We start from the raw sequence: 26,989 nt of genomic DNA, 5'->3' as shown, positions 1-26,989 counted from the left end.
TTTTCGCGGCTGGCGCGGAAGCGGCGGCAGCAGCCGGTGCGGCGGCTGGCTTGGCTTCCTTCTTGGCAGCAGTCTTCTTGGCTGGTGCGGCCTTCTTGGCGGCTGGTGCTTCGGCGGCTGGTGCGGCGGCTGGCGCTGCAGCTGGCTTCGCAGCCGATTTCGCGGCCGGCTTCGCAGCCGATTTCGCCGCAGGCTTCGCGGCAGCTTTCGCGGCCGGCTTGGCAGCGGCCTTCGCGGCAGGTTTTGCAGCTGGCTTGGCGGCGGCTTTCTTCGCTGCCGGTTTCGCTGCTGGCTTGGCGGCGGCCTTGGCAGCCGGCTTCGCAGCGGCCTTCTTCGCAGCCGGCTTGGCAGCGGCCTTCTTCGCAGCTGGCTTGGCGGCGGCCTTGGCGGCTGGCTTCGCAGCGGACTTGGTCGCGGTCTTCTTCGCAGCCGGCTTGGCAGCGGTCTTGGACGCGGACTTGGTTGCGGACTTGGTTGCGGTCTTGGCGGTCGACTTGGCGGCGGTCTTGCCGGAAGACTTCGTCGCGCTCTTCGCTGCTGGCTTGGCGGCGGTCTTGGTCGCGGACTTGGCGGCGGTTTTCTTCGCGGCTGGCTTTGCGGCGGTGGTGGACTTCTTGGCCGCTGGCTTGGCCGCGGTGGTGGATTTCTTGGCTGCTGGCTTGGCGGCGCTGGTCGACTTCTTCGCGGCCGGCTTGGCGGCGGTGGTCTTCTTCGCGGCCGGCTTTGCTGCCGTCGTGGATTTCTTCGCAGCTGGCTTGGCGGCGGCCGTCGACTTCTTCGCTGCCGGCTTGGCGGCTGCGGTCTTCTTCGCGGCTGGCTTTGCTGCCGTCGTCGTTTTCTTCGCGGCTGGCTTTGCTGCCGTCGTCGACTTCTTCGCGGCTGCCGGCTTGGCGGCGGTCGTGGTCTTCTTCGCAGCAGCCGGCTTGGCGGCGGCCGTGGTCTTCTTCGCAGCAGCCGGCTTGGCGGCGGTGGCGGACTTGGTTGCTGCCTTCTTGGCAGGAGCGGCAGCCTTGGTAGCGGCTGGCTTCTTCACTTCGGTTTTCTTAGCGGCGGTAGCCATTTTGATTCTCCTTCATCCGGGATGAAAATACGCACATGATTGAAACCCGTCCGGCTCCTCCGCCACCATGGGGGAAGGCCGGGCGAATTATTCATCGGCGCAAGCATGTCGATGTTTGCGCTAATGAATTCGGCACCGGCTGAACTGCTGCAGCTCCTCACGACTGCAGCACTTCAGCCATTCGATACCGTCGCCGCGCATCGGTTCACCATCTGCTTCGGTGCACCTGGCTCGACGACGCCATCAAAAATTCTTCTTCTACGTGTCTCCCTGGGTGGGCGGTCAACCAGCTCCTACCCATGCTTGGACCAGACAACGCTGCACATTCGCGTGCTCCGCCTTGAAAGAAAAAACCGCCCGGCCTGACTCAGTTCAGGCGAGGCGGCTTACAGATCACGGTGTGCTTCGTGTGCATATCTGTGCGAACTTTATGTCCTGTTTTTCTTTGCGGTTTGCGGCAACTACACACTCCAAAAAAGAGCGCTTGCATAACGACGCGTTTTCAAGTTCGTAAAGTACACGAAAACCTTATTGAAGCGCAACGGGCACGCATGCTTTTCCAGCTCTTTTTTTGCAGCGATCAGCGAGGTAGCGCACATTGGATCGACAGCGCAGGACGCTGCCGCATGCTGCCGGCGTCTTCCATGGCGTCCACGCAGCTCCACCGCGCTTCGCATACGCCCTTTACCTAAAGGCCGTATGCGAAATCGTTCGAGACTGGCGCGAGCGCGCGCGACAGCACGGCACCACATCGCGCGCACTGGCGCACACGCCGACCCGCAGTCGTGATTCGGCGACAGCAGCGCCACGCCAACTGCGCCGCGCACGCATATCGTTATGACGAAGCGGCCGAGTTTGCAGCGACGCCGCGCCGTGCGCGCCCCGACGTGACAGGCTGCGCGCACCGCGCTTACACTGCTGAGATAGAAGAGGAGAACACCATGCACATCGCCGCCGCGACGACTACTCGTACGCACCGCATTGCTGCCCCGCTGGCCCGACGCCAAGGTCGCCATCATCGGCGGTTCGATCGCGCGCGGCGAAGCAACGCCCACTTCCGACATCGACCTGCTGCTACTGTTCGAGCACGTCGACCAGGCCTGGCGCGACACGCTGAAGGTGGGCACGCAAACGGTCGAACTGTTCGGTCACGACCTCGCCACGTTCGACTACTTCTGCCGCGTCATGGATGGTCCCGCCGGGCGCATGCCATTGGCGGCGATGGTCAACGACGGCGTCAGCGTACTGCCCGACAGCGCCCTGCTGCAACGGCTGCGCCGGCATGCGCGCCAGCTGTACGACGCCGGACCGGCACCGCTGACGGCCGAGGCGATGGCGCGCCAGCGCTACGCGATCACGACACTACTGGAAGACCTGACGGACAGCACGGCGCCGGACGAAACGCTGGCGATCGCCGTCCACCTGTACGGCGCGCTGGCCGACTTCGCGCTGCGCGCGGCGGGCGCCTGGTCGGGTCACGGCCGCCACCTGGCGCGCCGCTTGAAGGCGGCGGCGCCGGACCTGGCCGCGGATCTGACGGCGGGGATGGCGGCGCTGGCGACGCAACCGGACGTGGCGAAGGCGACCTTCGACCGCGCCGTGCGTACGACCTTGGCGCCGCACGGCGGGCTGCTGCTGGAGGGGTTCATGCTGCCGGCACCGGCCGCATGGCGCAGCGCGCAGGTGCCGGACTAACGGGTCAGGTCACTGCGGGCCTGCAGGCACGGCCTGCGGCCACGCTTCCGGCGTGCAGCGCGACCAGTTCATGTTCGGCGCGTAGAACAGCGCCGCCTTGACGCGGGCGATCTGCAGGAACGACGGCTGCTGCAGCGCCTGGATCTTGCCGTCGCGGACCAGGAAGTCGACCGAGTACTTCGGGTAGGCCATGATGATGCCGCGCTCGAGGAAGGTCAGGTCTTCCGGGTGCAGCACCTCGGCCAGGCGCGTTTCGCTGTCGCCCGGCGCCAGCTTGCCCAGGCCTTCCAGCATGTCCTTGTCGTGCTCGCGCTGGCGGTGCTCGTCGCGTGTCTTCGACAGCACCTTGACGACGTTGAGCGGGTTGGTGCCCATCTCGACGATCGCCTTGACCTGGCCGATGGCCGGGTTATCCAGCACCGCCTTGATGCTTTTCAGCGTGGACTTGCCGGTGAAGCGCAGCTCGACCTCCGTCGCCGGGTGGGCAGATTGCACCAGTGAGCGCGCCCAGCGCGCCGCGTCCTGCGCCCAGTACTGGTGCCGCGCCGTCGCATAGCCGCGGCAGGCATAGAAGGTGTCGGCCTGGGCGCGCGTCAGGGTGCCGTACAGCTTCCCGGCGCGGAACACGACGCCGCCGACGTCGCCGTCGGACAGGCCGACATAGCTGACCAGCTCACTGTCCGCCGCCAGCACCTCGAAGCGATCGGTCGCGCCCTCCTCCGGCACGGCACGGATGACGGTGCGGGCGTCGCTCTGGCTGTTGATGGTCAACGGGGGTGGCGCGTTGCCGGCGCTGGCGGCACTGGCGGCCAGCAGCAGGGAGAGGAAAACAGGATGACGCATGGATGTCTTTTTGGCAAAAGCGGGCATTATAGCGGCGCGCGCAGCCCATAAAAAAAGCCCGTCCGGTGGACGGGCCTGGTATTGCAGCGGGCGGGGTCAATCCCAGTTCAACGCTCCACCAGTCTGGTACTCGGTCACGCGCGTCTCGAAGAAGTTGCGTTCCTTCTTCAGGTCGATCATCTCGCTCATCCATGGGAACGGGTTCTCGTCCTGGTCGAACAGCGGCTCCAGACCGATCTGCACGGCGCGGCGGTTGGCGATGAAGCGCAGGTAGCCCTTGAACATCGTCGCGTTCAGGCCCAGCACGCCGCGCGGCATCGTGTCCTCGGCGTAGGCGTATTCCAGCTCGACGGCTTTCAGGAACAGCGCCTTGATCTCCTCGCGGAAGGCCGGCGTCCACAGCTGCGGGTTTTCCAGCTTGATCGTGTTGATCAGGTCGATGCCGAAGTTGCAGTGCATCGATTCGTCGCGCAGGATGTACTGGTACTGCTCGGCCGCGCCCATCATCTTGTTCTGGCGGCCCAGCGCCAGGATCTGCGTGAAGCCCACGTAGAAGAACAGGCCTTCCATCAGGCAGGCAAACACGATCAGCGATTTCAAGAGCTTCTGGTCGTTTTCGATCGTGCCCGTGGTGAAGGCCGGGTCGGTCAACGTGTCGATGAACGGGATCAGGAACTGGTCCTTGTCGCGGATCGACTTGATCTCGTTGTAGGCGTTGAAGATCTCCTGCTCGTCCAGGCCCAGCGACTCGACGATGTACTGGTAGGCGTGCGTGTGGATCGCTTCCTCGAACGCCTGGCGCAGCAGGTACTGGCGGCATTCCGGCGCCGTGATGTGGCGGTAGGTACCCAGCACGATGTTGTTGGCGGCCAGCGAGTCGGCCGTCACGAAGAAGCCCAGGTTGCGCTTGACCAGGCGGCGCTCGTCCTCGGACAGGCCGTTCGGGTTCTTCCACAGCTCGATGTCGCGCTGCATGTTCACTTCCTGCGGCATCCAGTGGTTGGCGCAGCCGGCCAGGTATTTGTCCCATGCCCACTTGTACTTGAACGGTACCAGCTGGTTGACGTCGGTCTTGCCGTTGATGATGCGCTTGTCGTCCGCGTTCACGCGCAGCGCGACCTGCTCGGCGGTGGATTCGTCGCTGGCGGCGATTGGCGCCGCAGTAGGCTTGGTCACGTCATCTTCCCAATTTAGCATCTTCTTATTCCTCAAAGTGTATAAACCGCACCCCCTACTCGAGTGATGCAACTGAAGTTATCTATTCTACCTACCGGGCACTTGTGACTCTAGTAGGCATTCATATGTATATCGAACAGACGGCAGGGGTTTGCCCTGCCGTCTGTTTAGTCTAGCGTTCCTTGTTCGACTGACCGACAAGCGAAGCCGCAAAGGCCTTCGTCTCTGCGCTGTACTTCTGGCTTCCGAGCACACGGGATGCCGCAGTCTCCATGGCTTTGCCAGTCTGATTTGCACTCTGCGCTTGCGACATTACTGACGCCGCAAGACTCTTTTTAACGCCAGAAGCGCTGGGGCTTCGCAGCGTTGCAGCGGCTTTGGAAACCAATGCAGGAGAAGATTTTTTTGAGTTAAAAGTCATAGTTGCCTAGCTAGTAGTTAGGTTTGTTATCGATAAAAAGAGAAGGGCGAAACCGCCCTTCTCGTCGGTCTTAGCGGTTAGGCGTCGACCGGCAGTGTTCACATACCGCTTCTGTTCTGCCAAGGCGGAAACGCGTGTATGAGGTCACATGCACAGGCTTGGGATGTGGGCAGATCTTCATCTGTCACTCCTTTCACGTGTGCCGCTCGATAACGAACTTGATCCTTGCAATGCCAGGCATCTGAGTTTAAACTCGTCCTCCTGGCACTCGTTCCCACAAGTGCAAGTACATCAAGAGAAGACCAAGAGCAGCGTTTTGGCTTCTTTTCCCTAGAACGCTCATGAGCTCCAACTCATGGGCGTTTCTTCTTTGTGGCTTCGGTTGCGACAACTTCAGTGAAGCACCACGACCATTGCTTCGCAAGCTTGCACAATCGCGTCATCCCATCTTCAAGGCCATGTGCTGTTCGGCTCCAACCAAACAGCACATGTCATGGGCGACTAGCCTCTTACTGGCAGGCTTCGCATTCCTCGAAGCCGGCGTCGCCCGGACGCAGGTAGCACGCAGCGCCTTCCTGCACTTCCTGCACCGTGGTCGGCGCAGAGTGCGTCGGCACGGCCGGTGCTGCCGCGCTGTCGGCCGCCGCGGCGCCAACGGCCGGGCCGTGGGCCGAGACGGCGTTCAGGGCGCCCGTCTTGGTCGTCGACTTCTCCATGTGCGACGCGGCGATCGTGCGCAGGTAGTAGGTCGTCTTCAGGCCGCGCAGCCAGGCCAGTTTATAGGTCTCGTCCAGCTTCTTGCCCGAGGCGCCGGCCATGTAGATGTTCAGCGACTGGGCCTGGTCGATCCATTTCTGGCGGCGCGATGCGGCTTCCACCAGCCAGGTCGGCGAGACTTCGAACGCCGTGGCGTAGATGTCGCGCAGGTCCTGCGGCACGCGGTCGATCTTGGTCAGCGAGCCGTCGAAGTATTTCAGGTCGGCGATCATCACTTCGTCCCACAGGTCGCGCGCCTTCAGGTCGCGCACCAAGTAGGAGTTGATCTCGGTGAATTCACCGGACAGGTTCGACTTCACGTACAGGTTCTGGAACGTCGGCTCGATGCAGGCCGAGACGCCGATGATGTTCGAGATCGTCGCGGTCGGGGCGATGGCCACGCAGTTCGAGTTGCGCATGCCGAACTGCTTGATGCGCTCGCGCAGCGGGGTCCAGTCCATCGACGCCGACAGGTCCTGCTCCAGGTAGCCGCCGCGCTCTTCCGCCAGCAGCTTGATCGAATCCTGCGGCAGGATGCCGCGGTCCCACAGGGAGCCCTTGTACGATGCATAGTGGCCGCGCTCTTCCGCCAGCTCCGTCGACGCGTAGTAGGCGTAGTAGCACACCGCTTCCATCGACGTGTCGGCAAACTCCACCGCCGCTTGCGACTGGTACGGCACGCGCATCATGTGCAGGCAGTCCTGGAAGCCCATCACCCCCAGGCCGACCGGACGGTGGCGCATGTTCGCATTACGGGCCTTGTCGACGGCGTAGTAGTTGATGTCGATGACGTTGTCCAGCATGCGCATTGCCGTGCGGATCGTCTTTTGCAGCTTGACGTGGTCCAGCTTGCCTTCTTTCATGTGGGCCGGCAGGTTGACCGAACCCAGGTTGCAGACGGCGATTTCGTCCGGACCGGTGTTCAGCGTGATCTCGGTGCACAGGTTCGAGCTGTGCACGACGCCCACGTGCTGCTGCGGCGAGCGGATGTTGCATGGGTCCTTGAACGTGATCCATGGGTGGCCCGTCTCGAACAGCATCGACAGCATCTTGCGCCACAGGTCCAGCGCCTCGATCTTCTTGAACACGCGGATTTCGCCACGTGCGGCCTTGGCTTCGTAGCCCGTGTAGGCTTCCTCGAAGGCCTTGCCCACTTTATCGTGCAGGTCCGGCGTTTCGGACGGCGAGAACAGCGTCCAGGTGCCCTTTTCCATCACGCGCTTCATGAACAGGTCGGGAATCCAGTTGGCCGTGTTCATGTCGTGGGTGCGGCGGCGGTCGTCGCCCGTGTTCTTGCGCAGGTCGAGGAATTCCTCGATGTCCATGTGCCAGGTTTCCAGGTAGGCGCAGACGGCGCCCTTGCGCTTGCCGCCCTGGTTCACGGCGACGGCCGTGTCGTTGACCACTTTCAGGAACGGCACCACGCCCTGCGACTTGCCGTTGGTGCCCTTGATGTGGGCGCCCAGCGCGCGCACCGGGGTCCAGTCGTTGCCCAGGCCGCCGGCGAACTTGGCCAGCAGCGCGTTTTCCTTGATGGCGTCGTAGATGCCTTCCAGGTCGTCCGACACGGTGGTCAGGTAGCACGACGACAGCTGCGAGCGCTGCGTGCCCGAGTTGAACAGGGTCGGCGTCGAGGACATGAAGTCAAAGCTCGACAGCAGGTGGTAGAACTCGATGGCGCGCGCTTCGCGGTCCGTCTCGTTCAGCGCCAGGCCCATGGCGACGCGCATGTAGAACGCCTGCGGCATCTCGATGCGGATGTCGCGCACGTGCAGGAAGTAGCGGTCGTACAGGGTCTGCAGGCCGATGTAGCCGAACTGCAGGTCGCGGTCGGCGACCAGCGCGCGGGCCAGCTTCTCCAGGTCGAACTCGGCCAGCTTGGTGTCCAGCAGTTCCGCTTCGATGCCGCGGGCGATGTATTTCGGGAAGTACTCGACGTACTCGGCGGCGGCCTGCGCCTGCGGCACTTCCTTGCCGAACACTTCCTTGCGGATCGTGTGCAGCAGGATGCGGGCGGTCACTTGCGAGTAGGCCGGGTCTTTTTCCATCAGGGCGCGGGCGGCCAGGATGGCGGACTTGTGCAGCTCTTCGACGGGCACGCCGTCGTACAGGTTCTTGACCGTCTCGGCCAGGATGGCGTCGGCATCGACGTGCTTTTCCAGGCCCGAGCAGGCGGCGCCGATCAGGTCGCGCACTTCCTGCATCACCAGGGGACGGCGCACGCCGTTTTCCGTCACGTGCAGTTCCGGCTCGGCCACTTCAGGGGTGCCGGCGGCGGCCTTCTTGGCGCGACGCTCTTCCATCTGCTTGGCGCGGTACAGCACGTAGGCCTTGGCCACGTCGTGTTCGCCGGAGCGCATCAGCGCCAGTTCCACCTGGTCCTGTACGTCTTCGATGTGGAACGTGCCGCCGGACGGCTGGCGGCGCACCAGGGCAGTCACCACGCTGTTCGTCAGCTGTTCGACCAGGTCGCGGATGCGCGCGGACGCGGCGCCCTGGCCGCCCTGCACGGCCAGGAAGGCCTTCGTCATGGCGACGGCGATCTTGGACGGCTCGAAAGCGACGACGGCGCCGTTGCGGCGGATGATGCGATAGTCGCCCAGCGTGCCGGTCGACACTGCCAGGCCGCCGTTGGCGGTCGCAGCGGACGCCGGCACTTGTGCTGCCGGATGGGTGGTGATGTCTTGGTTAGATTGCATTTAAGCTCCCCGAAAACGACGTGCAAAAAAGGGTCATGCCGCACGAGTCACCCCCGCGGCAGCTATTGATTTGTAGCAAGTTTGACTACTAGATTTAGTGAGTAGTGCAATTTCTTGCACTAATTGTAGTGAGAGCACTGGTCTTCGACAAGCGCTACCGACTGAAAAAAATTTGCCAGAACGTCCAAGTTTCGATTGACTTTTTGATGTGCCTCAAGCGACGGGCGTTATCGGGTGAGCAAGCGCTAACACTGATTTTTCGTGCCCGCGACGGCTGCTTAAGGGACAGGCAGCGGCGTTGATGGACTATCAATCTTATGGACGAAACATCGTCGCGCCACGTGGCTTTTCGTGGCGGAGCGGCATTATAGACGATGGCGTGGGGTCTGTCCCTGCAAGGGACTGACCCCGAAGTTTGGCTGCATTACGTATCGGCCGAACTTCGGGGTCAGTCCCCAAGGGGAGCGTAGCAGGGGTTTCGCCGAGCATGGCTCGGCGCCTGCGCAGCGGCGCAAGCCTACGAGCTTGCACCAAGACCCCAGCCGCTATTCCTTGATGTTGAGCTTCTGCATCTGGTAACGCAGCTGCCGGAAACTGATCCCCAGCAGCTGGGCCGCCTGGGTGCGGTTGTACTGCGTCTGCGCCAGCGCGCGCACGATGATCTCGCGTTCGACCCGCTCCAGGTATTCCGGCAGGTTCGACGGCAGCACCGTCAGGTCCGGCAGTGGCGGCATGCCGGCCGATGCCTCGTCCACCAGCGCCAGCGCCTCCGCCGGCGCGATCGTGGCCGGCGTCGGCACGGAAACCGGTTCGGGCTGACCCGCATCGAGCAGCCGCGCGCCCTTCAGCGCCAGGTCCTCGACGTGGATCACGCCGTCGTTGGCGAACGCCAGCGCCCGTTCCAGCACGTTTTCCAGCTCGCGCACATTACCTGGGAAGCTGTAGCCGCGCAGCGCTTCCAGCACGCCCGGCCCCAGCACGGCCGGCGGCCCGCCCGCCGCCAGGCGCGCCAGGATCGCCTCCGTCAGCACCGGCAGATCGTCCAGCCGCTCGCGCAGCGGCGGCAGCGCCAGCTCGATGACGTTCAGGCGATAAAACAGGTCCTGGCGGAACTTGCCCTGCTCGACGCAGCGCGCCAGGTCCTGGTGGGTGGCGCTGACGATGCGCACGTCCACCGGCTCCTCGGCGGTGGCGCCGATCTTGCGCACGCGCCGCTCCTGGATCGCGCGCAGCAGCTTGACCTGCATGGCCAGCGGCAGGTCCGCCACCTCGTCCAGCATCAAGGTGCCGCCGTGGGCGGCCTGGAAGAAGCCGTCGCGCTCGTCCGCCGCGCCCGTGAAGGCGCCCTTGCGGTAGCCGAAGAACTCGGCCTCCATCAGCGCCTCGGGAATCGCGCCGCAGTTGACGGCGATGAACGGCTTGTCCGCGCGCGAGCTCTGGGCGTGGATCTCGCGCGCCGCCAGTTCCTTGCCGCTGCCCGATTCGCCCGTGATGGCGATCGGCGCCATCGAGCGCGCCAGCCGCGCGATTTGCGCGCGCAGCGCCTGCATGGCGGCCGACTGCCCTTTCAGGCGGCTGTCCACCGCTTCCCCCGGCGCCGCCGGCGCCGGGCCGTTCAGCTTGAGCGCCGACTGGACCAGCTGGCGCAGCTGGTCCAGCTGCACCGGCTTGGTCACGTAGTCGAAGGCGCCGGCCTTCAATGCGACCACGGCGTTGTCCGTGCTGCCGAAGGCCGTGACGACGGCGATCGGCGTATTGCGCCCGCTGGCGGCCACCTCGCGCACCAGTTCCAGCCCCAGGCCGTCCGGCAGGCGCATGTCGGTCAGCACCAGGCCGTATTCGTGCCCCGCCGCCAGGTGGGCGCGCGCCTGGCGCAGGTCGGGCGCACTGTCCACGTCCAGGCCCATCTTCAGCAGCGTGATTTCCAGCAGCTCGCGCAGGTCGTCTTCGTCGTCGACGACCAATACCCGGGGTGAACTCATGGGAACCCTTCGCTCTTATATATAGTGTGTCAGGCGCCGGCGCGGGCGAACGTGATGACGAACCGGCCGCTGGCGGCCGGGCTGACGCCGCCGGCCACGTCGTACCGGTATTCGTAATCCAGCATCGCCTCGTTATTCAAGCATAACTCACGCGCCAGATACAGGCCCAGCCCCGTTCCCTTGGAGGACGTGGTGTAGAACGGCTCGAACAGGTGGGCCCGCACCTCGGGCGAGATGCCCGGGCCGTCGTCCTGCACATGCAGTTCCAGCGGCCGGCCGCGCGCCGCCACGACGAACAGGCGGATGCTGGACGGCTTGCGGCTGGCATAGCGGACCGCATTGCCCAGCAAATTGAGCAGCACCTCGCGCAGGTGCAGCGGATCGAAGCGCACCGTGACGGCGCTGACACGGCCGATGTCCAGCACCGCCGCATCCAGCCCGTGCAGCTCGTCGAACTCCGCCTTCAGGTCGGCCACCAGCTGGGCCAGCGCCAGCGGCTCGCCGTGGCTGTGCGCCTTGCGCGACAGTTGCAGGATGTCTTCCACCATCCGGTTCACCCGCGCCACGTTGTCGGCCACGATTTTCAACAGGCGCACATGCACGGGAGCCTGCAGGTCTTCCGCCAGCAAGGAGGTGGCGTGATCGATCGCCGCCAGCGGATTCCTCACCTCGTGGGCAATGCTGGCGGTCAGGCGCCCCATCGAGGCCAGTTTCAGTTGCTGCGCCTGGTTTTCGATCGCCGTCACGTCTTCCAGGAAGATGACGTTGCGCTCCATGCCCAGTTGCGCCGTCTCGGCGGCGGCAAAGCGCAGCTTCAGGTGCGCGGCCAGGTCGGGCCGGCCGCGCCATGCCATCGTCAGGTCCTGCATGGCCGGGTCGGTATAGGGCTTGATCGTGACGAACGCTGTCGCCTGCGCGGGGTCGGCGCGCCAGCCGTCATAGGCCTGGGCGATGGCGTGCAGCGACGGCAGCGCGGCCAGGGAGAGGCCCAGCGCGCCGCTGACGCCCAGCATCTGCTGGGCGGCCGGGTTGCCCGCCAGGATCTGCCCGTCCGGTCCCACCACGACGATGCCGTCGCCCGCGTGCGACATGACCAGCCGGTTGACGGCCTGCTGCACGCCGATCTCCAGGCCGCGCTGGGCGGCCAGTTCCTCCTGGCCGATCAGGCGCGCCGCCATCCGGTTCACCAGCAGCACGACGGCAAAGAAGGCGGCGCCGAACAGGCCCGCCTGCAGCAGCGCCGGATCGCCCGCCAGGTTGAGGATGCGCCAGACGCTGTCGCCCAGCAGGAACAGGGTGACCAGGGCGGCGCAGAACAGCGCCAGCAGCAGCGGCGCCAGGATGGCGCAGCCGGCCAGCGGGAACAGGTAGAGGATGGCCAGGCCGCCGCGCACGCCGCCGCCGGCGACGTACAGCAGCGAGATCACGGCCAGGTCGCAGGCCACCTGCGACAGCAGCTGGACCAGGAAGCGGTGGCGCCAGCGCGCGGCCGTCAGCGCGAACAGGACTGACAGGACCAGGTAGCTGCCGCACACCCGGGCATACAGGGCGTCGCCGCCATAGGCGCCCTGGCTGTCGATGCTGAGGTAGACCAGCAGCACCAGGGCGATGACGACACGGGTGGCGTTGAGCGTCTGCAGCGAGCGCCAGAACGTCTCGCGCGAGCGGGCCGACAGGGACGACAGCGCGGCGGGCAACTGGGCGGCCACGGACGGCGTGCCGCCTCAGTGCGCGGGGGTATGCGCGGCGCTGCAGTAATCACGCCCGCCGGCCGGCACGTTTTCCGAGGCCGGGTAATAGACGCCGCAGTGCGCGCAGCACAGCATCGGCTCGGCCGTCACGGCCGGTGGCCGCGCCGCCTGTTGCCGTGCCTGCGCCTGGAACTGCTCCTGCTGCTGGCGGCGGATGTTGGCGCGCAGCTTGGCGCGGACGGCGGCGACGACCAGGAATACCAGCGCCACCCAGAACAGGATACGTGTCATGCGAAACCTCGATGCAAAACCACTTCCAGCACGAAGCGGGTGCCCACATACGCCAGCAACAAGGTGGCGAAGCCGGCCAGGGTAAAACTGAGGGCCGTCTTGCCGCGCCAGCCGCGGAAGTGGCGGCCCGCCAGCAAGGCGGCGAACAGCAGCCAGGACAACAGCGTGAAGACGGATTTATGGTCCCACTTCAGCGCCTGCCCGAACAGTTCCTCGGAAAAGAAGATGCCCGACAGGACGGTCAGGCTGAGCAGCGCGAAGCCGAAGCCGATCAGGCGGAACAGCAGCTTTTCCATCGTCAGCAGCGCCGGCAGCTGGTCCAGCGCGGCCCACAGGAAGCCTGCGCGCACCGAGCGGGCATGCAGGCGCGACTCCTGCAAGGCCATCAGCACGGCATGGAAGGCGGCGATCGTCAGGGTGCTGTAGGCCAGGGTGGCGACGGCGATGTGCCAGCCGAACAGCGGTGAACGGCCCTGCAGCGCGATCAGGGCGCCGGGGAATATCCCCTGCAGCACGACGGCGGCGGCGGCACTCGGCATCACCATGCGGCGCAGGCCGTCCAGCGGGTAGTTGCGGTTTTCGATCCAGTAGGCCCCTACCGAGATCCACAGGGCGGACGACAGCATGGCGGCAAATCCCAGCCGCAGCGAGCCGGGCACCATTACGTCGAACCACAGCGCGGCGCCGTGGGCGGCCCAGGCGACGGGCGTGATGGCGGCGATCAGGCGGGCCTTGGCGGGCGGCAGGACGGCGCACACCAGGTATAACAGGGCGGCGGCGATCAGGAAATTGGTCTGCATCGGTGCAGTTTACTATAGCAGTGCAGGGACCGGGGACGGAACCCGTGAAGACAGGCACGCACGCGTGGTCAAACCGGGGTCAGATCTGGCATTCGGACATTTGTCCGAATGCCAGACCTGACCCCGGTTTGACGGCTCCCGGCTTGACGTTCGCGGCTAGTCCACCGCCGCCATGCGCAGCTCGTCGTTGTGGTGGCGCTGCTGCTCCTCCATCACCAGCTGGCCCAGTTCGCGCTTTAACGCATTGAACTCGGCGGCGGCCGGGTCGCGCAGGCGCGGCAGGTCCACCAACAGGTCGCGCTTGATCGTACCGGGCCGATAGGTCATGACGACGATGCGGTCGGCCAGGTAGATCGCTTCCTCGATGCTGTGGGTGACGAAGATGATCGTCTTTTTCAGCTCCGCCCACAGGCGCAGCAGCTCGTCCTGCAGGTTGCGCCGGGTCAGCGCGTCGAGCGCGCCGAACGGCTCGTCCATCAGCATGATGGGCGAATCGAGCGCCAGCACGCGGGCGATCGCCACGCGCTGGCGCATGCCGCCCGACAGGTCCTTCGGATAGCGGTTGCGGAAGTCGGCCAGCGACAGCATCTTCAGCAGCTTGTCGACGGTGGCGCGGATCTGTGCTTTCGGCTGACCCTTGATCTCCAGGCCGAAGGCGACGTTGTCTTCCACCGTCATCCACGGGAACAGCGCGTACTCCTGGAACACCATGCCGCGCTCCGGGCCGGGCGCCGTGACCAGCTGGCCGTCCGCCGTGATCATGCCGGACGACGGCAGCGCAAAGCCGGCGATGGCGTTGAGCAGCGTGGACTTGCCGCAGCCGGAGGGTCCCAGCAGACAGACGAACTGGCCGCGCGGAATCTCCAGGTTGATGTCCTTCAGCGCCACGACGTCGCGGCCGGGCGTGGAAAACACCTTGTTGACGTCGGTGACGACGATGTGGGGTGCGCTCATGTCAATTCTCCAGGCCGCGATGCCAGCGCAGCAGGTGGTTGTTCAGCTTGTTCATGCCGATGTCGATGGCCAGGCCGAGCAGGCCGATCGTGATCATGCCGGCGATGATCTTGTCCGACCAGAAGTACTCGCGCGCTTCCAGGATACGGAAGCCCAGGCCGTTGTTCACGGCGATCATCTCGGAAACGATGACGACGATGAACGCGGTGCCGATGCCGATGCGCACGCCGGACAGGATGTACGGCACGGCCGCGGGCAGGATCACGCGCACGAACATCGTCGTGCCCGAGGCGCCCAGGTTGCGCGCGGCGCGCAGGTAGATGCCGTCCACGTGGCGCACGCCGGCGACGGTGTTCATCAGCACCGGGAAGAACGCGCCCAGCGCGATCAGGAACACCGCCGGCGGGTTGCCCAGCCCGAACCACAGGATCGACAGCGGGATGTAGGCGATCGGCGGGATCGGCCGCAGCAGCTGCACCAGGGGATTGAGCCAGGCATACACGTGGCGGCTGGCGCCCATGGCCAGGCCGATCGGCAGCGCCAGCCCGGCGCCGACGGCGAAGCCGACGGCGACACGATACAGGCTGCCCAGCGAATCGTGGATCAGCTCACCGGAGAACATCCACTGCAGCTTCGACCCGGCTGCCGGATCGTAGGGCTGCAGCGGCAGCAGGTACTCGACCCACTTCGTCACCACCGCACCCGGCGACGGCAGCACCTGTGGATTGACCCACTCCAGCACGGCGGCCATGTGCCAGAGCGCGATCACCAGCGCCGGCACGACCATGCCGACGCCGATTTCCCGCCAATCGATCCTTGCCATGATGTCTCCTTTACTTCACGCCCAGGCTTTTCTTGGCCTGCTCCAAGAGGTCGGTGCGGACCCAGTCCTTCGCCACCGGCGGTTTGCTCATGCGGCCCACGCCCGTCTTGACCATGATGTCGGTCGTGGTCTGGATGTGCTCCGGCGTGATGTCGTAGCTGTACGGCGAATTGCCGATGGCGTCCTCGAAATCGTCCTTCGTGATCTGCCCCTTGAACACGACCTCGCGCACGTATTTCTCGGCGATGGCCTTGTTGTCGATGAAGGTCTTGGTGGCTTCGACGAAGCAGCGCATGAACTTCTCGGCGACCGGACGGCGCTCCTTGTAGAACTTCTCCGTCATGACCATCGTGCGCACCGGCTCGCCGATCGGCGTGTTGTAGGGCTTCATGATCTCGTTGCCGAAGCCCTTGTTGATCGCCTGCGACGACTGCGGTTCCGATTGCATCATGGCGTCGATGTTCTTGCCGAGCAGGGCCTGGTTCAGGTCCGCGTAGGCCAGGAACACCAGGCGCACGTCCTTGCCCGGCTGGTCGGAGGCCGTCAGGCCGGCCTGCTGCAGTTCGGCCAGCAGCAGCACTTCCTGGATGCCGCCGCGCGTCACGCCCACGCGCTTGCCCTTCAGGTCCGCGATCGACTTCAGATTCAGGTCGCTGCGGCCCACCAGGCGCGCACCGCCCTTGGCGAAGCCGGCCACCGCGTAGATCGGCGCGCCGCTGGCGCGGCCCGAGATGGCCGCCTCCGACGCGGTCGTGCCCACGTCCAGTTCACCGGCAATGATCGCCTGCATCACGTCCAGGCCCTTGGCGAAGATGTGTTCCTCCACCTTGATGCCGCACTTCGGGGCGATCTCCTTGATATAGGACACCGCGCCGTAGTGGGCGAACTTCAGGTTGCCCAGCCGTACCACTTCCTGGGCCTGTGCCTGCATAGGCAGGTGCGCCACCAGGGCGGCCAGCGCCAGCGTGGCGGCCAGGGTCGTCGATTTCAGCTTCATCCGGTCTCTCCTCAGATAATGAATGGTCCGGCCGGCGCCGATGGCAAACCGGCCTCATGGTTGGTTGCGCGGGAATCATACCTTGCGCGCTGGGGCTCGGGGGGCCTTTCGACGCCGTCAGCGCAGCTGTCGGCGCAGTCGCTCCAGGCGTTCGGCGGAAGGCGGATGGCTGGCCAGGTAGGGCGGCGGCGTGCCGATGCTGTCTTCGAGCTTTTGCAAGGTCGTAAACAGCCGCTCCAGGTGCGCCAGCCCGATGCCGTTCCGGCGCAGCATGGCCGCCGCGTAGTCGTCCGCCTCCTGCTCGGCCTCGCGCGAGTAGCGCAGATCCAGCGCCAGCGCGGGCAGGCCGGCCACCAGCGAACTGGCATCGCCGAACAGCACCGTGCCGGCGGCGGCCACGACGGAGCCCTGGATCAGCCGTCGCGTCAGGTGGCGCTCGTGCAGGTGGCCCAGCTCATGCGCCAGCGTGGCCAGGACGGCCTGGTCGTCTTCCAGCAGTTCCACCAACTGGTCCGTCAGCACGATGTCGCCCGAAGGCAGCGCGAACGCGTTCGGTCCGATGCGGCTGTGGCGGAACACCAACTGGTAAGGCGGTGCGCCGTCGCGCGGCGGCGCCATGTGCGCGAACGCCTGCGTCAGCGCCGCGCGGCGCGCCGCCGTCAGCTTGGTGGGATCGAACACACGCCGGTCCAGCACGCCCAGCAGGCCCTGTCCCAGTTGCCGCTCGACGGAGACCGGCAGCATGCGCGCGACCAGCGCGGCACCGGCCGGCAGTACGTACAGGTAGCCGACCGCCAGCACCAGCAGCAGCGCACCGAACGCGGTGACGACGGCACGCCAGCTTTGCTGCATGCGCACGACGGCGCCGTCGCGGTGGCCGGTCGCCTGCAGCAGGGCCTCCAGCGGCGCGCGCTCGTCCGGCTCGAAGCAGGCCTCGTCGGCGAACGTCAGCTTGCGCGGCGCATGGGCCGTGCGTTCGGACACCCGCACCTGGGCCAGCGGCTCGCGCCGTTGCACCTCCCCTTCCAGGCAGGCCTGGCCGTCCTGCACGCGCAGCACGACACGGTGCGCACGCGACGTCATGCCGTCGTAGTAGCGGCCCGGCACCTCCAGCTGTGTGCCGCCCTGCATTACAGCGCCAGGTCGATGCCGGCCAGGTCGGCCACGCTCTCGCCGACCGAGTTGACGTCGCTGCCCTTCGCGGCGACCACGTCATCGAGACTGCCGGCCACGACCAGGGTGGTCGACTCCAGCCGGTACTTCAGCGCGCGCACGTGCGCGAACGGGATGAACAGGCCCAGCGTGCAGATGATGGCCAGCGTGTTGGTGATGTACAGGCCAGCAAGGCTGGTCCATTTCATCGTCGAACGGAAGCGGTGCGGACCGAGTTGCGTATGGTTCCAGATCAGGTTCTGCAGTACGGCCATGAACGCCCACAGCACGCACAGCAGATAGGCATACCAGCCGAAGAAGCCGACGAACACCACCAGGGTCTGGCCGGCGCGGACCAGGATGTCGGTGTTGCCGCCATTGAGCGCGCTGAAGCCGCCCGCCAGGGCGGCGACGATAGCGATGGCGACCGCGCTGCCCAGCACCAGCAGCAGTACCAGCACGCCGTACGCCTTGTAGAACTTGCCCACGGGCGCATCGAAGGCGAAATGCGTCGCGCCGAAGCGGCTCTCGCTGTGCTGGAAGCGCTTGACGCGCTGGTGCACGAACGGATACAGCAGGCCCAGCGTCAAGCCCGACAGCAGCGGCAGCCCCAGGTAGTGCAGGTAGGCGCCTTTCCAGCTGCCGCGGAAACCGAAGCGCACGCCGCGGTAGCTGCTGTTGTGCAGCGCGAACTGCAGGCTTTTCCAGATCAGCCATGGCATCAGGCCGGCGATCAGGATCAGGACGATGCCGGCGGTCGGCGGGTGGTAGCGTAACGCCAGCTGGTAGCTGCCCAGCAGGACGACACCGACGACGCGCCCGCGCAGGATCGCCAGCGGCTTGCCGTGGTATTCGAACGAACTGCCGGCCAGGCGCGTGCTGGCGTAGAAGTACTGGTTGCGGCGCACCTTGGCCCAGGCGGAGTAGATGCCCAGGGTGACGATCGTCAGCAGCAGGTTGACGATCCAGATGCGGAAATATTCGCTGCCGGTGGCAGTGAATTCGATGCGCTCCTCGCGCGGTGCCGCCGGCACGGCGGACTCAAAAACAGCGGACATGGTCTCTCCCGGTTGAACAAGGCAGCACGATGCATTCTGGACGAAAAGTTGTCAATGAGAAATCACAAATGTTGAGCGGCTCTGTGCACGACTGTGACAATTGGTGAGGTTTTTCATCGGTTGCCGCGCGGCGGCCCAGGCACGCCGGTGAGGAAAAAAAGGCGACCGCAATGTGACACTTGGTGAGAATTCGGTGTGTTGGAAACCGTCATAATCCTACAATCGCGGACTGGAATGTAGCGCTCCGCCCGACAACCGATGCCTTTCATCTTTCACTACTATGAAACTAGCCTTCCACAAGAACACCTTTTACGCCGCCGTACTGGCACTGACGCTGGCCGGCTGCGGCGGTGGCGGCGGCGACAGCCCCGCCACGACGTCCCCGGTGTCCCCACCGCCGCCTGCGCCGGTCACCGGCGCCGCCAGCCTCGCCGCCGCCCAGGTATTGGCGGGCGGCGTGCCGGTGGCCTTGCGTGCCACGGCCTCGGACGGCTCCTCCCCGAGCTGGACGCTGGGCGACGGTAGCCCTGGCCGCATCACGGTGGCGAGCGGCCCCAATGCGGCCTACCAGCCGCCAGCGGCGGTCACCGTCCCGACCGTCGTCACCCTGACCGCGACCTGGACCGGCGGCAGCAAGACTCTGCGCCTGACCGTCTATCCCGATCCTGGCGCGCCACGGCTGGAACTGATCGCCGGCTCGCTGGGCAGCCTGGCCATGCTGGACGGCAGCGGCACCGCCGCCCGCTTTGCCAATATCCGCGACATCGCCGTCGATGCCACCGGCAACGCGTTCGTCGCCGACGCACTGCGTTTTGCGCGCAACGAAGTGGAACGCGGCCGCCCGAGCGCCATGCGCCGGGTCAAGCCCGACGGCACCGTCACGACGCTGGCTCGGCTGCCCTATGGCCATGCGGACGGCAGCGCCGCGCAGGCGCAACTGGGCGAAGCGAAAAGCGTTGCCCTGGCGCCGGATGGTTCCTTGTACATACTGGACTACGACGGCGATCTGCGCGTGCGCGTGCTGCGTCCCGATGGCAGTGTCGGCACCGTGCTCGATGCGGCGCACACGGACAAGACCAGCGTGCGGATCCTTACCGACACGGCCGGTACGCTGTACTTGCTGACGCGCAGCGCGGTCTGGCGCGTGACCGGCAATTCCGCCCAGCTCGTGGCCGGTGACGCGACCGATACCCGTAGCGAGGATGGCATCGGCAGCGCTGCCCGCTTCCAGGACCTGACGGATGCGGCCTGGGGCAGCAATGGCACGCTTTACCTGCTCGATAGGGACCTCGTACGCGCGCTGGTACCGGCCAGCATGCAGGTCTCGACGGTGGCGGGCACGGCAACTGGCGCCGTCGGTCCTGTCGACGGTCCACGCGGCACAGCGCACTTCGGCACGCCGACCTCGCTCACGGTCAACTCCGGGCAAATCTATGTGCTCGACCAGAAAGGCTCGGACCCGAGCGTGGAACGGCTGATCCGCCGTGTCGCCCTGGACGGCACCGTCACCACCGTTGCCCGCTTCAATGACCCGGTCAACTCGGCGCCCGCCTCGACCAGCGCGCACACCCTCTTGCGCTCGGGTGCCGGCGGCACCCTGCTACTGGCGAGCCAGGGCGAAATCCTGCGCGGCACCGCCAGCGGCGGCTTCACGCTGCTGGCCGGCCTGGAGGGCGACAGCACGGCGCAGATCAACGGCAAGGGTGTCCAGGCGCGCTTTGTTTCGCCGACCGACCTCGCCGCCAGCCCGGACGGCAATGTAGTACGTCCTGGAAAAGCCCGAGCCGGTGGTCGCCTGGCACGCGCTGGAGTCGCTCGGCCTGCACATCCGCAAGATCGCCCCGGACGGTACCGTCAGCACCGTCATCGACGCTCCGTTCGAGGTCGCCAACGGCATCGCCGTCGCGTCCAACGGTGACATCTATGTGGCCAACGCAGTATCGTCAGTAATCCGGGGCTTCCCGAAAGGCGGCGCGATCTATCGTGTTACGCCGCAAGGGGCCCTGTCGGTGGTGGCCGGCGTGGCCGGCGCCGGCACCGACGACCAGCGCGACGGCACCGGCTCCATGGCGCGCTTCACGCGGCCGCGCGTCGAGGGCATCGATGCCGATGACAACATCTACGTGACCGACACCCAGCTGGGCACTACCGTGCGCAGCTTCCGCAAGGTGACTCCAGCCGGCGTCGTGACCACCATCCCGGCCCTGCCGGCCGGCTTGCGCGCCGCCCCGGACGGCAATACATACAGTGTCGACACCGAACGCCAGATCGTGCTGCGCACCACGCCCGGCGGCGCCCAATCGATCGTGGCGGGCGAGAACGGCATCTTCGGGCCACGCCTGGGCCCTCTGCCCGGCCTGCTGTACCAGCCGCGCGACATCGTGCCGACGGGCCCTGGCTCGTTCGCCGTGATCTCCGGCGGCGCCGTGCTGCGCCTGGTCGCGCCGCACTGATCCGGCCGCAGCGCCGGGTACCGCGTCGTGGCGCGGCACCCGGTGCGATCGGGTAGAATGCAGCCATCTGCCCGGCCGGCCGGGCGTCCAATCCACAGGTTCATCATGCTAGACAATCTGACTCAACGCCTCGCCAAGGTCGTCAAGACCATGCGCGGCGAGGCCCGCCTGACCGAGGCGAACACCGCCGAGATGCTGCGCGAAGTGCGCCTGGCGCTGCTGGAGGCCGACGTGGCGCTGCCGGCGGTGCGCGAATTCATCGGCAAGGTCAAGGAGAAGGCGCTGGGCGAGGAAGTGATCTCGTCCCTGACGCCGGGCCAGGCCCTGGTCGGCGTCGTGCAGCGCGAACTGGGCGCGCTGATGGGGGCCGACCTGGGTCCGGAAGCAACGCAACTGAGCTTTGCGCAGCAACCGCCCGCGATCATCCTGATGGCGGGCCTGCAGGGTGTCGGTAAAACCACCACCGTCGGCAAGCTGGCCAAGTACCTGCGCGAAGAGAAGAAGAAGAAAGTGCTGACCGTCTCTGCCGACGTCTATCGTCCCGCCGCGATCGCCCAGCTGCAGTCCGTCACGGGCCAGGCCGGCGCCGACTTCTTCCCATCGTCGTCCACCGACAAGCCGGTCGATATCGCGCTGGCCGCGCTGGACTGGGCCAAGAAGCACTATCACGACGTGCTGATCGTCGACACGGCCGGCCGCCTCGGTATCGACGAAGAGATGATGAAGGAAATCGCGGCCGTGCATGGCGCCGTCAAGCCGGTCGAGACGCTGTTCGTCGTCGACGCGATGCTGGGCCAGGACGCGATCAACACGGCCAAGGCCTTCAACGAGGCGCTGCCGCTGACCGGTATCGTGCTGACCAAGCTCGATGGCGATTCGCGCGGCGGCGCGGCGCTGTCGGTGCGCCATATCACCGGCAAGCCGATCAAGTTCGCCGGCGTGTCCGAAAAGCTCGATGGCCTGGAGCCGTTCGATCCGGCGCGCATGGCCAACCGCATCCTGGGCATGGGCGACATCCTCGCGCTGGTCGAGGAAGCGCGCAAGGGCGTCGACCAGAAGGCCGCGGCCGACCTGGCGGCCAAGGTCAAGTCGGGCGGCAAGTTCGACATGAACGACTTCAAGGCGCAGCTGGGCCAGATGAAGAAGATGGGCGGCATGGCCAGCCTGGTGGACAAGCTGCCGGCGCAGTTCCAGCAGGCCGCCGGCGGCGCCAACATGGACCAGGCGGACAAGCAGGTGCGCCGCATGGTCGGCATCATCGACTCGATGACGCCGGCCGAACGGGCCAAGCCGGAACTGATCAAGGCCGCGCGCAAGCGCCGCATCGCGGCCGGCGCCGGCGTGCAGGTGCAGGAAGTGAACCGCATGCTCAATCAGTTCGAGCAGATGCAGACGATGATGAAAAAGCTGTCGGGTGGCGGCATGATGAAGATGATGCGCTCGATGAAGGGCATGATGCCTGGGCTGCGCTGAAAGCCTGCGGCGCATGATGCGTTGGGGACTGTCCCCAAAGGGGACTGTCCCCGGTTTTCACCACCGCAGCGAACCGAAATCACAGCAAAACCGCCGGCCGCGAACGCGTCCCGGCGGTTTTTGCGTTGTTGGCGTTATCTTACGTGTCGTTTCCCACAAAAAACGCGAAAAACGCTTGCATACTTAAACAATCCCCACCAATATTAGCCGTGCGATTGTATTGCGCAATTTTCCATGTGTTTGTTAAGGAGGCTCGAATATGGCAACAGCCAAGAAATCCCCGGCAGCACCAGCCAAGAAGGCCGCAACCAAAGCGGCTCCGGCGAAGAAGGCCGCCGCTCCAGCGAAAGCTGCAGCCAAGCCGGCAGCGAAAAAGGCAGCACCCGCAGCACGCAAGCCCAACGCGGCATTCATGAAAGAGATGACTCCTTCGGCCGCACTGTCCCCGGTAGTAGGCGCCTCCCCGCTGCCGCGCACCGAAGTCACGAAAAAGTCTGGGATTACATCAAGAAGCACAATCTGCAGGACGCCGCCAACCGCCGCATGATCAACGCGGACGACAAACTGAAAGCCGTTTTCGGCGGCAAGGCGCAAGTGTCCATGTTCGAGATGACGAAGCTGATCTCCGATCACCTGAAATAAGCGGCGGCGGCATGAGAGCCGTCGACGACAGCCCCGGCGCGCCGCGACCGGGGTATTTTTTTGGCTGAAAACAAACCGGGGTCAGGTCTGTCATTCGGACATTTTGTCCGAATGACAGACCTGACCCCGGTTTTTGCGGCTTACTTCCAATTGTTCCAGGCCTTCAGCACCGCATTCGGATACTCCGGCCGCCCGCGGCTGCCGTTGTAGCGGCCCAGCGCGAGATACAGGTCGCCACGCTCCATGTCGATATACATGCGCAGGATCGCGCAGCCGTAGCGCAGGTTGGTCTGCATGTTGAACAGCTTGCGCCGGTCGCTGTCGCCGATGACGTTGGTCCAGAACGGCATCACCTGCATGTAGCCGCGCGCGCCGACGATCGACACGGCGTACTTGCGATACGCCGATTCGACCTGGATCAGGCCCAGTACCAGGCCCGGATCGAGGCCCGCGCGGCGCGCTTCGTACCACGCCGTCTCCAGGAACTCGATGCGATGCTGCTCGTCCGGCAGCTTGCGGCGCAGCCGCTCCGACATCTGCGCCAGCCACTGTTCGTAGCGCTGGCGGTCGGCCGGATTGGTGAACGTGGGCTTCGGTGGACGTGCGTCCAGGATCGCGTTCGACAGCGCCAGCCGGATCGAGTCGGCCAGCGCTTCCTCCTTCTGGTTGCCGGCAAAGCCGAACGGCGCGCACAGCACGCCGGTGGCGAAGGCCAGCGTATGCCACCAGCGCAGCGGGCGCGCCCACCAGCGGCGCCGTTCGCGCCCGCCTGCCGCGTGGTGGTGCGCCGTGCTCACTGCCGCACTTTGCCCTTGATGAACTCGACGATGTCGGCCAGCGGCACGTTGGTCGCCTCGGTGTCGCGGCGGCCCTGGTATTCCAGCTGACCTTCCTTCAGGCCACGCTCGCCGATCACCACACGGTGCGGCACGCCGATCAGTTCCCAGTCCGCGAACATCGCGCCCGGACGCAGGCCGCGGTCATCGACGATGACGTCGATGCCGGCCGCCTGGGCGGCGGCGTACAGCTTCTCGGTCTCTTCCTTCACCAGTTCGCTGCGGTCCAGGCCCATCGGGCACAGCACCAGCTCGAACGGCGCGATCGCCGTCGGCCAGATGATGCCCTTGTCGTCGAAGTTCTGTTCGATGGCGGCGCCCAGGATGCGCGTCACGCCGATGCCGTAGCAGCCCATCTGCAGCGGCGCCGGCTTGCCGTTCTCGTCCAGGTAGGTGGCCTTCATCGCTTCCGAGTAGGCGGTCCCCAGCTGGAACACGTGCCCCACCTCGATGCCGCGCTCGATCGCCAGCACGCCCTTGCCGTCCGGCGAAGGGTCGCCTTCGACGACATTGCGCAGGTCGGCCGTGATGTGCGGTTCGGCCATGTCGCGGCCCCAGTTCGCACCCGTGTAGTGGAAGTCCACTTCGTTGGCGCCGGTGACGAAGTCCGACATGTTGGCGACCGCGCGGTCGGCCACCACGGTGACAGGCGCCTTGGTGCCGATCGGCCCCAGGTAGCCCGGCTTGCAGCCGTACACTTCGAGGATCTCTTCTTCCGTCGAGAAGCGGTAGGCGCCGGTCAGGCCGGGCACCTTGGCCGCCTTGATCTCGTTCAGTTCATGGTCGCCGCGCAGCAGCAGCATGAAGTACTGCTTGGTGACCTTGCCGTCCTGTTCCTGTTCGGCCGTCAGCGCGATGGTCTTCAGCGTCTTCGACAGCTCGATGCCCAGCAGCTTGGCGACGTCCTCGCATTTGGCCGCCTTCGGCGTCGCGGTCTTCGTCAGCGCGGCCGTCGGCGCCGCGCGCGTGCCGGTGGCCAGCGCTTCCGCCGCTTCCATATTGGCCGCGTAGTCGGAGGTCGGGCAGTACACCAGCGCGTCCTCGCCGGTGCTGGCGATGACGTGGAATTCATGCGAGCCGGTGCCGCCGATGGCGCCGTTGTCGGCCGCCACCGCGCGGAACTTCAGGCCGAAGCGCGTGAAGATCTTCGTGTACGCGTCGAACATGATCTGGTAGGACTTCTGCATGCCTTCCAGGTCGCGGTCGAACGAGTACGCGTCCTTCATCGTGAATTCGCGGCCGCGCATCAGGCCGAAGCGGGGGCGGCGCTCGTCGCGGAACTTGGTCTGGATGTGGTAAAAATTCAACGGCAGCTGGCGGTACGACTTGATCTCGCTGCGCACCACGTCGGTGATGACTTCCTCGGACGTCGGCTGGATCGCGAACTCGCGGCCGTGACGGTCCTTGACGCGCATGAGTTCCGGCCCCATCTTGTCCCAGCGCCCGGTTTCCTGCCACAGCTCGGCCGGCTGCACCAGCGGCATCAACAGCTCGACCGCGCCGGCACGGTTCATCTCCTCGCGCACGATGGCCTCGACCTTGCGAATCACTTTCAGGCCCATCGGCATGTACGTGTAGATCCCGGAGCCGAGACGCTTGATCATGCCTGCCCGCATCATCAGTTTGTGGCTGACGATTTCAGCATCGGAAGGCGCTTCTTTGAGAGTGGAAATAAAAAACCGGGAAGCACGCATAACAGTGAATTCTTTTCAAAAAGAGAGGGTTATAATCAACCTAATTTTAAAGGATTAGCTGGCTGATGCGTCCATACTTTGTACAAATGCGATCAAATGACGGGCCGTCCGGGCGCTTACGCTCCGCGTAAGCGCAGCCGGCAGGCTGAGTATGGCTTCGATCGACCGCGCAGTCCCGCCGTGCCGCCCGGCGGCCGGCTGGACTGTTGCGCCGCATCGCAGCCCGGCACCGGCGGCGCGTCATGGCGTCGACGCGCGTCCCGGGCAACAACGTAGAAGGATTGCAAGGCCGCAGAAAGTTTGAGGTGCAATATGCTCGATCGGGAAGGGTTCCGCCCCAACGTCGGCATCATCCTGCTCAACTCTCATAACGAGGTGTGGTGGGGCAAGCGGGTGCGCGAGCACTCATGGCAATTTCCGCAAGGAGGCATCAAGTACGGCGAAACGCCCGAGCAGGCGATGTACCGGGAGCTGGAAGAAGAGATCGGACTGCGACCGGAACACGTCAAGATCGTCGGCCGCACGCGCGACTGGCTGCGCTACGAAGTGCCGGACCACTTCATCAAGCGCGAGATCCGTGGCCACTACCGGGGCCAGAAGCAGATCTGGTTCCTGCTGCGGATGTGCGCGCGCGACAACGAAGTGAACCTGCGCCTGACCGACCACCCCGAGTTCGACGCGTGGCGCTGGCACGAGTACTGGGTACCGCTGGACGTCGTCATCGAATTCAAGCGCGAGGTCTACCAGCGCGCGCTGCAGGAGCTGTCGCGTTTCCTGACGTGGCCGCCGCACGGCGAACGGCGTCACTCGGCGCGCTACTTGCGCCAGCCGCACGGCCGTGGCCAGCAGGGGCAGCAGGCGCCGAAGGAAGCGCCGGCGCCGGAAATCGTCGGCTGCGACGGCACGGCGCTGGCGAGCGGCAAGCGTTGATGTTTCGGCAAGCACGCCGCGGCCAGGTCGCGGCGTGCCGCCTCGTCCGTTCTGGTCTACAATGACGGCCCGCCGCCGCCATACGTTCCGAGCCTCATGTTTACTCCCTCCTCCCACGATGTCCGCCGCTTCTTTTGCGAAGTGTTCCGCAAGCATGGCGCCAAGGAAGTCCTGACCCCGCTCGAGGCGATGGCGCTCGACTGGGTACTGGAACATCCGGAATACGCGGACGCGCTGGCCGACGTCGACAGTGCGCTGACGCGCGACTATTCCGTCGAGGGCGGCCAGGCCAATCCCTTCCTGCATCTGTCGATGCACCTGTCGATTTCCGAACAGGTCTCGATCGACTCGCCGCGCGGCATCCGCGCCGCCTACGAGGCGCTGGCGCGCAAGCTCGATTCGCCGCACGAGGCGCAGCACGAGATCATGGAATGCCTGGGCGAGATGATCTGGAAGTCCCAGCGCAGCGGCCTGCCGCCCGATGGCGACGCCTACATCGAGGCGGTGCGGTTGCGGGCACGCTAGCCCCGCCGGCGGCGCCAGGCCAGCCTGTACAATCGCAG

At 65.6% G+C, this 26,989-nt stretch carries 20 protein-coding genes and 1 pseudogene; 7 read left to right on the top strand and 14 right to left on the bottom strand.

Translation table 11 applies throughout. The annotated features are described in order from the left end of the window. Positions 1–50: 50 nt before the first annotated feature. The gene (locus tag E7V67_002675; GenBank protein WUR14028.1) at positions 51–1,085 is read left to right on the top strand and encodes a hypothetical protein; all 1,035 of its coding nucleotides are present in this window, start codon (positions 51–53) and stop codon (positions 1,083–1,085) included. 956 nt (positions 1,086–2,041) lie between these two features. Beyond that, positions 2,042–2,755: a nucleotidyltransferase domain-containing protein gene (locus E7V67_002670; GenBank protein ID WUR14027.1), complete on the top strand. Its 714-nt coding sequence runs from the start codon at positions 2,042–2,044 to the stop codon at positions 2,753–2,755. Between the two features lie 9 nt (positions 2,756–2,764). Here the strand turns inward: E7V67_002670 and E7V67_002665 are convergent, their stop codons facing one another. From E7V67_002665 to E7V67_002610, 12 genes are all read right to left on the bottom strand, one after another. After that, on the bottom strand, positions 2,765–3,598 hold the full coding sequence (locus E7V67_002665; protein WUR14026.1) for a hypothetical protein: 834 nt from the start codon (positions 3,596–3,598) through the stop codon (positions 2,765–2,767). Between the two features lie 96 nt (positions 3,599–3,694). Next, the gene (locus E7V67_002660; GenBank protein ID WUR14025.1) at positions 3,695–4,795 is read right to left on the bottom strand and encodes a ribonucleotide-diphosphate reductase subunit beta; all 1,101 of its coding nucleotides are present in this window, start codon (positions 4,793–4,795) and stop codon (positions 3,695–3,697) included. A 909-nt stretch (positions 4,796–5,704) separates the two neighbouring features. After that, on the bottom strand, positions 5,705–8,650 hold the full coding sequence (locus E7V67_002655) for a ribonucleoside-diphosphate reductase subunit alpha (protein WUR14024.1): 2,946 nt from the start codon (positions 8,648–8,650) through the stop codon (positions 5,705–5,707). 545 nt (positions 8,651–9,195) lie between these two features. Further along, a complete protein-coding gene (locus E7V67_002650; GenBank protein WUR14023.1) occupies positions 9,196–10,632 on the bottom strand; it encodes a sigma-54 dependent transcriptional regulator in 1,437 nt (478 codons plus the stop codon). A gap of 29 nt (positions 10,633–10,661) precedes the next feature. Continuing rightward, positions 10,662–12,341 (bottom strand): ATP-binding protein, encoded by a 1,680-nt coding sequence (locus E7V67_002645; GenBank protein ID WUR14022.1) that lies wholly within the window; start codon positions 12,339–12,341, stop codon positions 10,662–10,664. Between the two features lie 15 nt (positions 12,342–12,356). Further along, positions 12,357–12,614, bottom strand: a complete 258-nt coding sequence (locus E7V67_002640) for a PP0621 family protein (GenBank protein ID WUR14021.1) — start codon at positions 12,612–12,614, stop codon at positions 12,357–12,359. Further along, positions 12,611–13,414 (bottom strand): cytochrome c biogenesis protein CcsA, encoded by an 804-nt coding sequence (gene ccsA / locus E7V67_002635; GenBank protein WUR14020.1) that lies wholly within the window; start codon positions 13,412–13,414, stop codon positions 12,611–12,613. Before ccsA ends, E7V67_002640 begins: the two co-directional genes overlap by 4 nt. A 156-nt stretch (positions 13,415–13,570) precedes the next feature. Further along, a complete protein-coding gene (locus E7V67_002630; protein ID WUR14019.1) occupies positions 13,571–14,368 on the bottom strand; it encodes an ABC transporter ATP-binding protein in 798 nt (265 codons plus the stop codon). Position 14,369: 1 nt separating this feature from the next. Further along, positions 14,370–15,191 (bottom strand): ABC transporter permease, encoded by an 822-nt coding sequence (locus E7V67_002625; GenBank protein WUR14018.1) that lies wholly within the window; start codon positions 15,189–15,191, stop codon positions 14,370–14,372. Between the two features lie 10 nt (positions 15,192–15,201). Then, complete coding sequence (locus E7V67_002620; protein ID WUR16216.1) at positions 15,202–16,122, bottom strand: ABC transporter substrate-binding protein; 921 nt, start codon at positions 16,120–16,122, stop codon at positions 15,202–15,204. Positions 16,123–16,305: 183 nt separating this feature from the next. Next, positions 16,306–17,319, bottom strand: a complete 1,014-nt coding sequence (locus E7V67_002615) for a M48 family metallopeptidase (GenBank protein ID WUR14017.1) — start codon at positions 17,317–17,319, stop codon at positions 16,306–16,308. Then, positions 17,319–18,398, bottom strand: a complete 1,080-nt coding sequence (locus E7V67_002610; protein WUR14016.1) for a YjgN family protein — start codon at positions 18,396–18,398, stop codon at positions 17,319–17,321. Before E7V67_002610 ends, E7V67_002615 begins: the two co-directional genes overlap by 1 nt. Positions 18,399–18,678: 280 nt before the next feature. Here E7V67_002610 and E7V67_002605 point away from each other — a divergent pair, with 280 nt between their 5' ends. The 3 genes and pseudogenes from E7V67_002605 to E7V67_002595 all read left to right on the top strand — a co-directional run bounded on the left by E7V67_002605 (position 18,679) and on the right by E7V67_002595 (position 22,966). Further along, a complete protein-coding gene (locus E7V67_002605) occupies positions 18,679–20,316 on the top strand; it encodes a hypothetical protein (protein ID WUR14015.1) in 1,638 nt (545 codons plus the stop codon). Positions 20,317–20,956: 640 nt separating this feature from the next. Beyond that, on the top strand, positions 20,957–22,324 hold the full coding sequence (ffh, locus tag E7V67_002600; GenBank protein WUR14014.1) for a signal recognition particle protein: 1,368 nt from the start codon (positions 20,957–20,959) through the stop codon (positions 22,322–22,324). A 259-nt stretch (positions 22,325–22,583) separates the two neighbouring features. After that, positions 22,584–22,966 (top strand): annotated as a pseudogene (locus tag E7V67_002595) (SWIB/MDM2 domain-containing protein). A 140-nt stretch (positions 22,967–23,106) separates the two neighbouring features. On the opposite strand, the gene E7V67_002590 reads toward E7V67_002595, so the two are convergent. Together E7V67_002590 and E7V67_002585 are read right to left on the bottom strand one after the other, a co-directional pair. Continuing rightward, positions 23,107–23,700 carry a lytic transglycosylase domain-containing protein gene (locus tag E7V67_002590; protein WUR16215.1) on the bottom strand — a complete coding sequence of 198 codons (594 nt, stop codon included), beginning with the start codon at positions 23,698–23,700 and terminating at the stop codon, positions 23,107–23,109. A 59-nt stretch (positions 23,701–23,759) separates the two neighbouring features. Continuing rightward, on the bottom strand, positions 23,760–25,496 hold the full coding sequence (locus E7V67_002585) for a proline--tRNA ligase (protein WUR14013.1): 1,737 nt from the start codon (positions 25,494–25,496) through the stop codon (positions 23,760–23,762). A gap of 312 nt (positions 25,497–25,808) precedes the next feature. Here E7V67_002585 and E7V67_002580 point away from each other — a divergent pair, with 312 nt between their 5' ends. Together E7V67_002580 and E7V67_002575 are read left to right on the top strand one after the other, a co-directional pair. Then, a complete protein-coding gene (locus E7V67_002580; GenBank protein WUR14012.1) occupies positions 25,809–26,426 on the top strand; it encodes an RNA pyrophosphohydrolase in 618 nt (205 codons plus the stop codon). A 96-nt stretch (positions 26,427–26,522) separates the two neighbouring features. Beyond that, the gene (locus tag E7V67_002575) at positions 26,523–26,951 is read left to right on the top strand and encodes a DUF1841 family protein (protein ID WUR14011.1); all 429 of its coding nucleotides are present in this window, start codon (positions 26,523–26,525) and stop codon (positions 26,949–26,951) included. The last annotated feature ends 38 nt before the right edge of the window (positions 26,952–26,989 follow it).

This window comes from [Empedobacter] haloabium (genome assembly GCA_008011715.2).
Lineage (GTDB): Bacteria > Pseudomonadota > Gammaproteobacteria > Burkholderiales > Burkholderiaceae_D > Rugamonas > Rugamonas haloabia.
The sequence above is the reverse complement of the archived record's forward strand: the minus strand, read 5'-3'. Positions and strand labels throughout refer to the sequence as shown.

Coding starts and splice junctions, on each gene's coding strand:
- E7V67_002665 (WUR14026.1), bottom strand. CDS start 3,598: ATGCGTCATCCTGTTTTCCTCTCCCTGCTGCTGGCCGCCAGTGCCGCC.
- E7V67_002660 (WUR14025.1), bottom strand. CDS start 4,795: ATGCTAAATTGGGAAGATGACGTGACCAAGCCTACTGCGGCGCCAATC.
- E7V67_002655 (WUR14024.1), bottom strand. CDS start 8,650: ATGCAATCTAACCAAGACATCACCACCCATCCGGCAGCACAAGTGCCG.
- E7V67_002650 (WUR14023.1), bottom strand. CDS start 10,632: ATGAGTTCACCCCGGGTATTGGTCGTCGACGACGAAGACGACCTGCGC.
- E7V67_002640 (WUR14021.1), bottom strand. CDS start 12,614: ATGACACGTATCCTGTTCTGGGTGGCGCTGGTATTCCTGGTCGTCGCC.
- ccsA (WUR14020.1), bottom strand. CDS start 13,414: ATGCAGACCAATTTCCTGATCGCCGCCGCCCTGTTATACCTGGTGTGC.
- E7V67_002630 (WUR14019.1), bottom strand. CDS start 14,368: ATGAGCGCACCCCACATCGTCGTCACCGACGTCAACAAGGTGTTTTCC.
- E7V67_002625 (WUR14018.1), bottom strand. CDS start 15,191: ATGGCAAGGATCGATTGGCGGGAAATCGGCGTCGGCATGGTCGTGCCG.
- E7V67_002620 (WUR16216.1), bottom strand. CDS start 16,122: ATGCAGGCACAGGCCCAGGAAGTGGTACGGCTGGGCAACCTGAAGTTC.
- E7V67_002615 (WUR14017.1), bottom strand. CDS start 17,319: ATGCAGGGCGGCACACAGCTGGAGGTGCCGGGCCGCTACTACGACGGC.
- E7V67_002610 (WUR14016.1), bottom strand. CDS start 18,398: ATGTCCGCTGTTTTTGAGTCCGCCGTGCCGGCGGCACCGCGCGAGGAG.
- E7V67_002605 (WUR14015.1), top strand. CDS start 18,679: ATGAAACTAGCCTTCCACAAGAACACCTTTTACGCCGCCGTACTGGCA.
- ffh (WUR14014.1), top strand. CDS start 20,957: ATGCTAGACAATCTGACTCAACGCCTCGCCAAGGTCGTCAAGACCATG.
- E7V67_002585 (WUR14013.1), bottom strand. CDS start 25,496: ATGCGTGCTTCCCGGTTTTTTATTTCCACTCTCAAAGAAGCGCCTTCC.
- E7V67_002580 (WUR14012.1), top strand. CDS start 25,809: ATGCTCGATCGGGAAGGGTTCCGCCCCAACGTCGGCATCATCCTGCTC.
- E7V67_002575 (WUR14011.1), top strand. CDS start 26,523: ATGTTTACTCCCTCCTCCCACGATGTCCGCCGCTTCTTTTGCGAAGTG.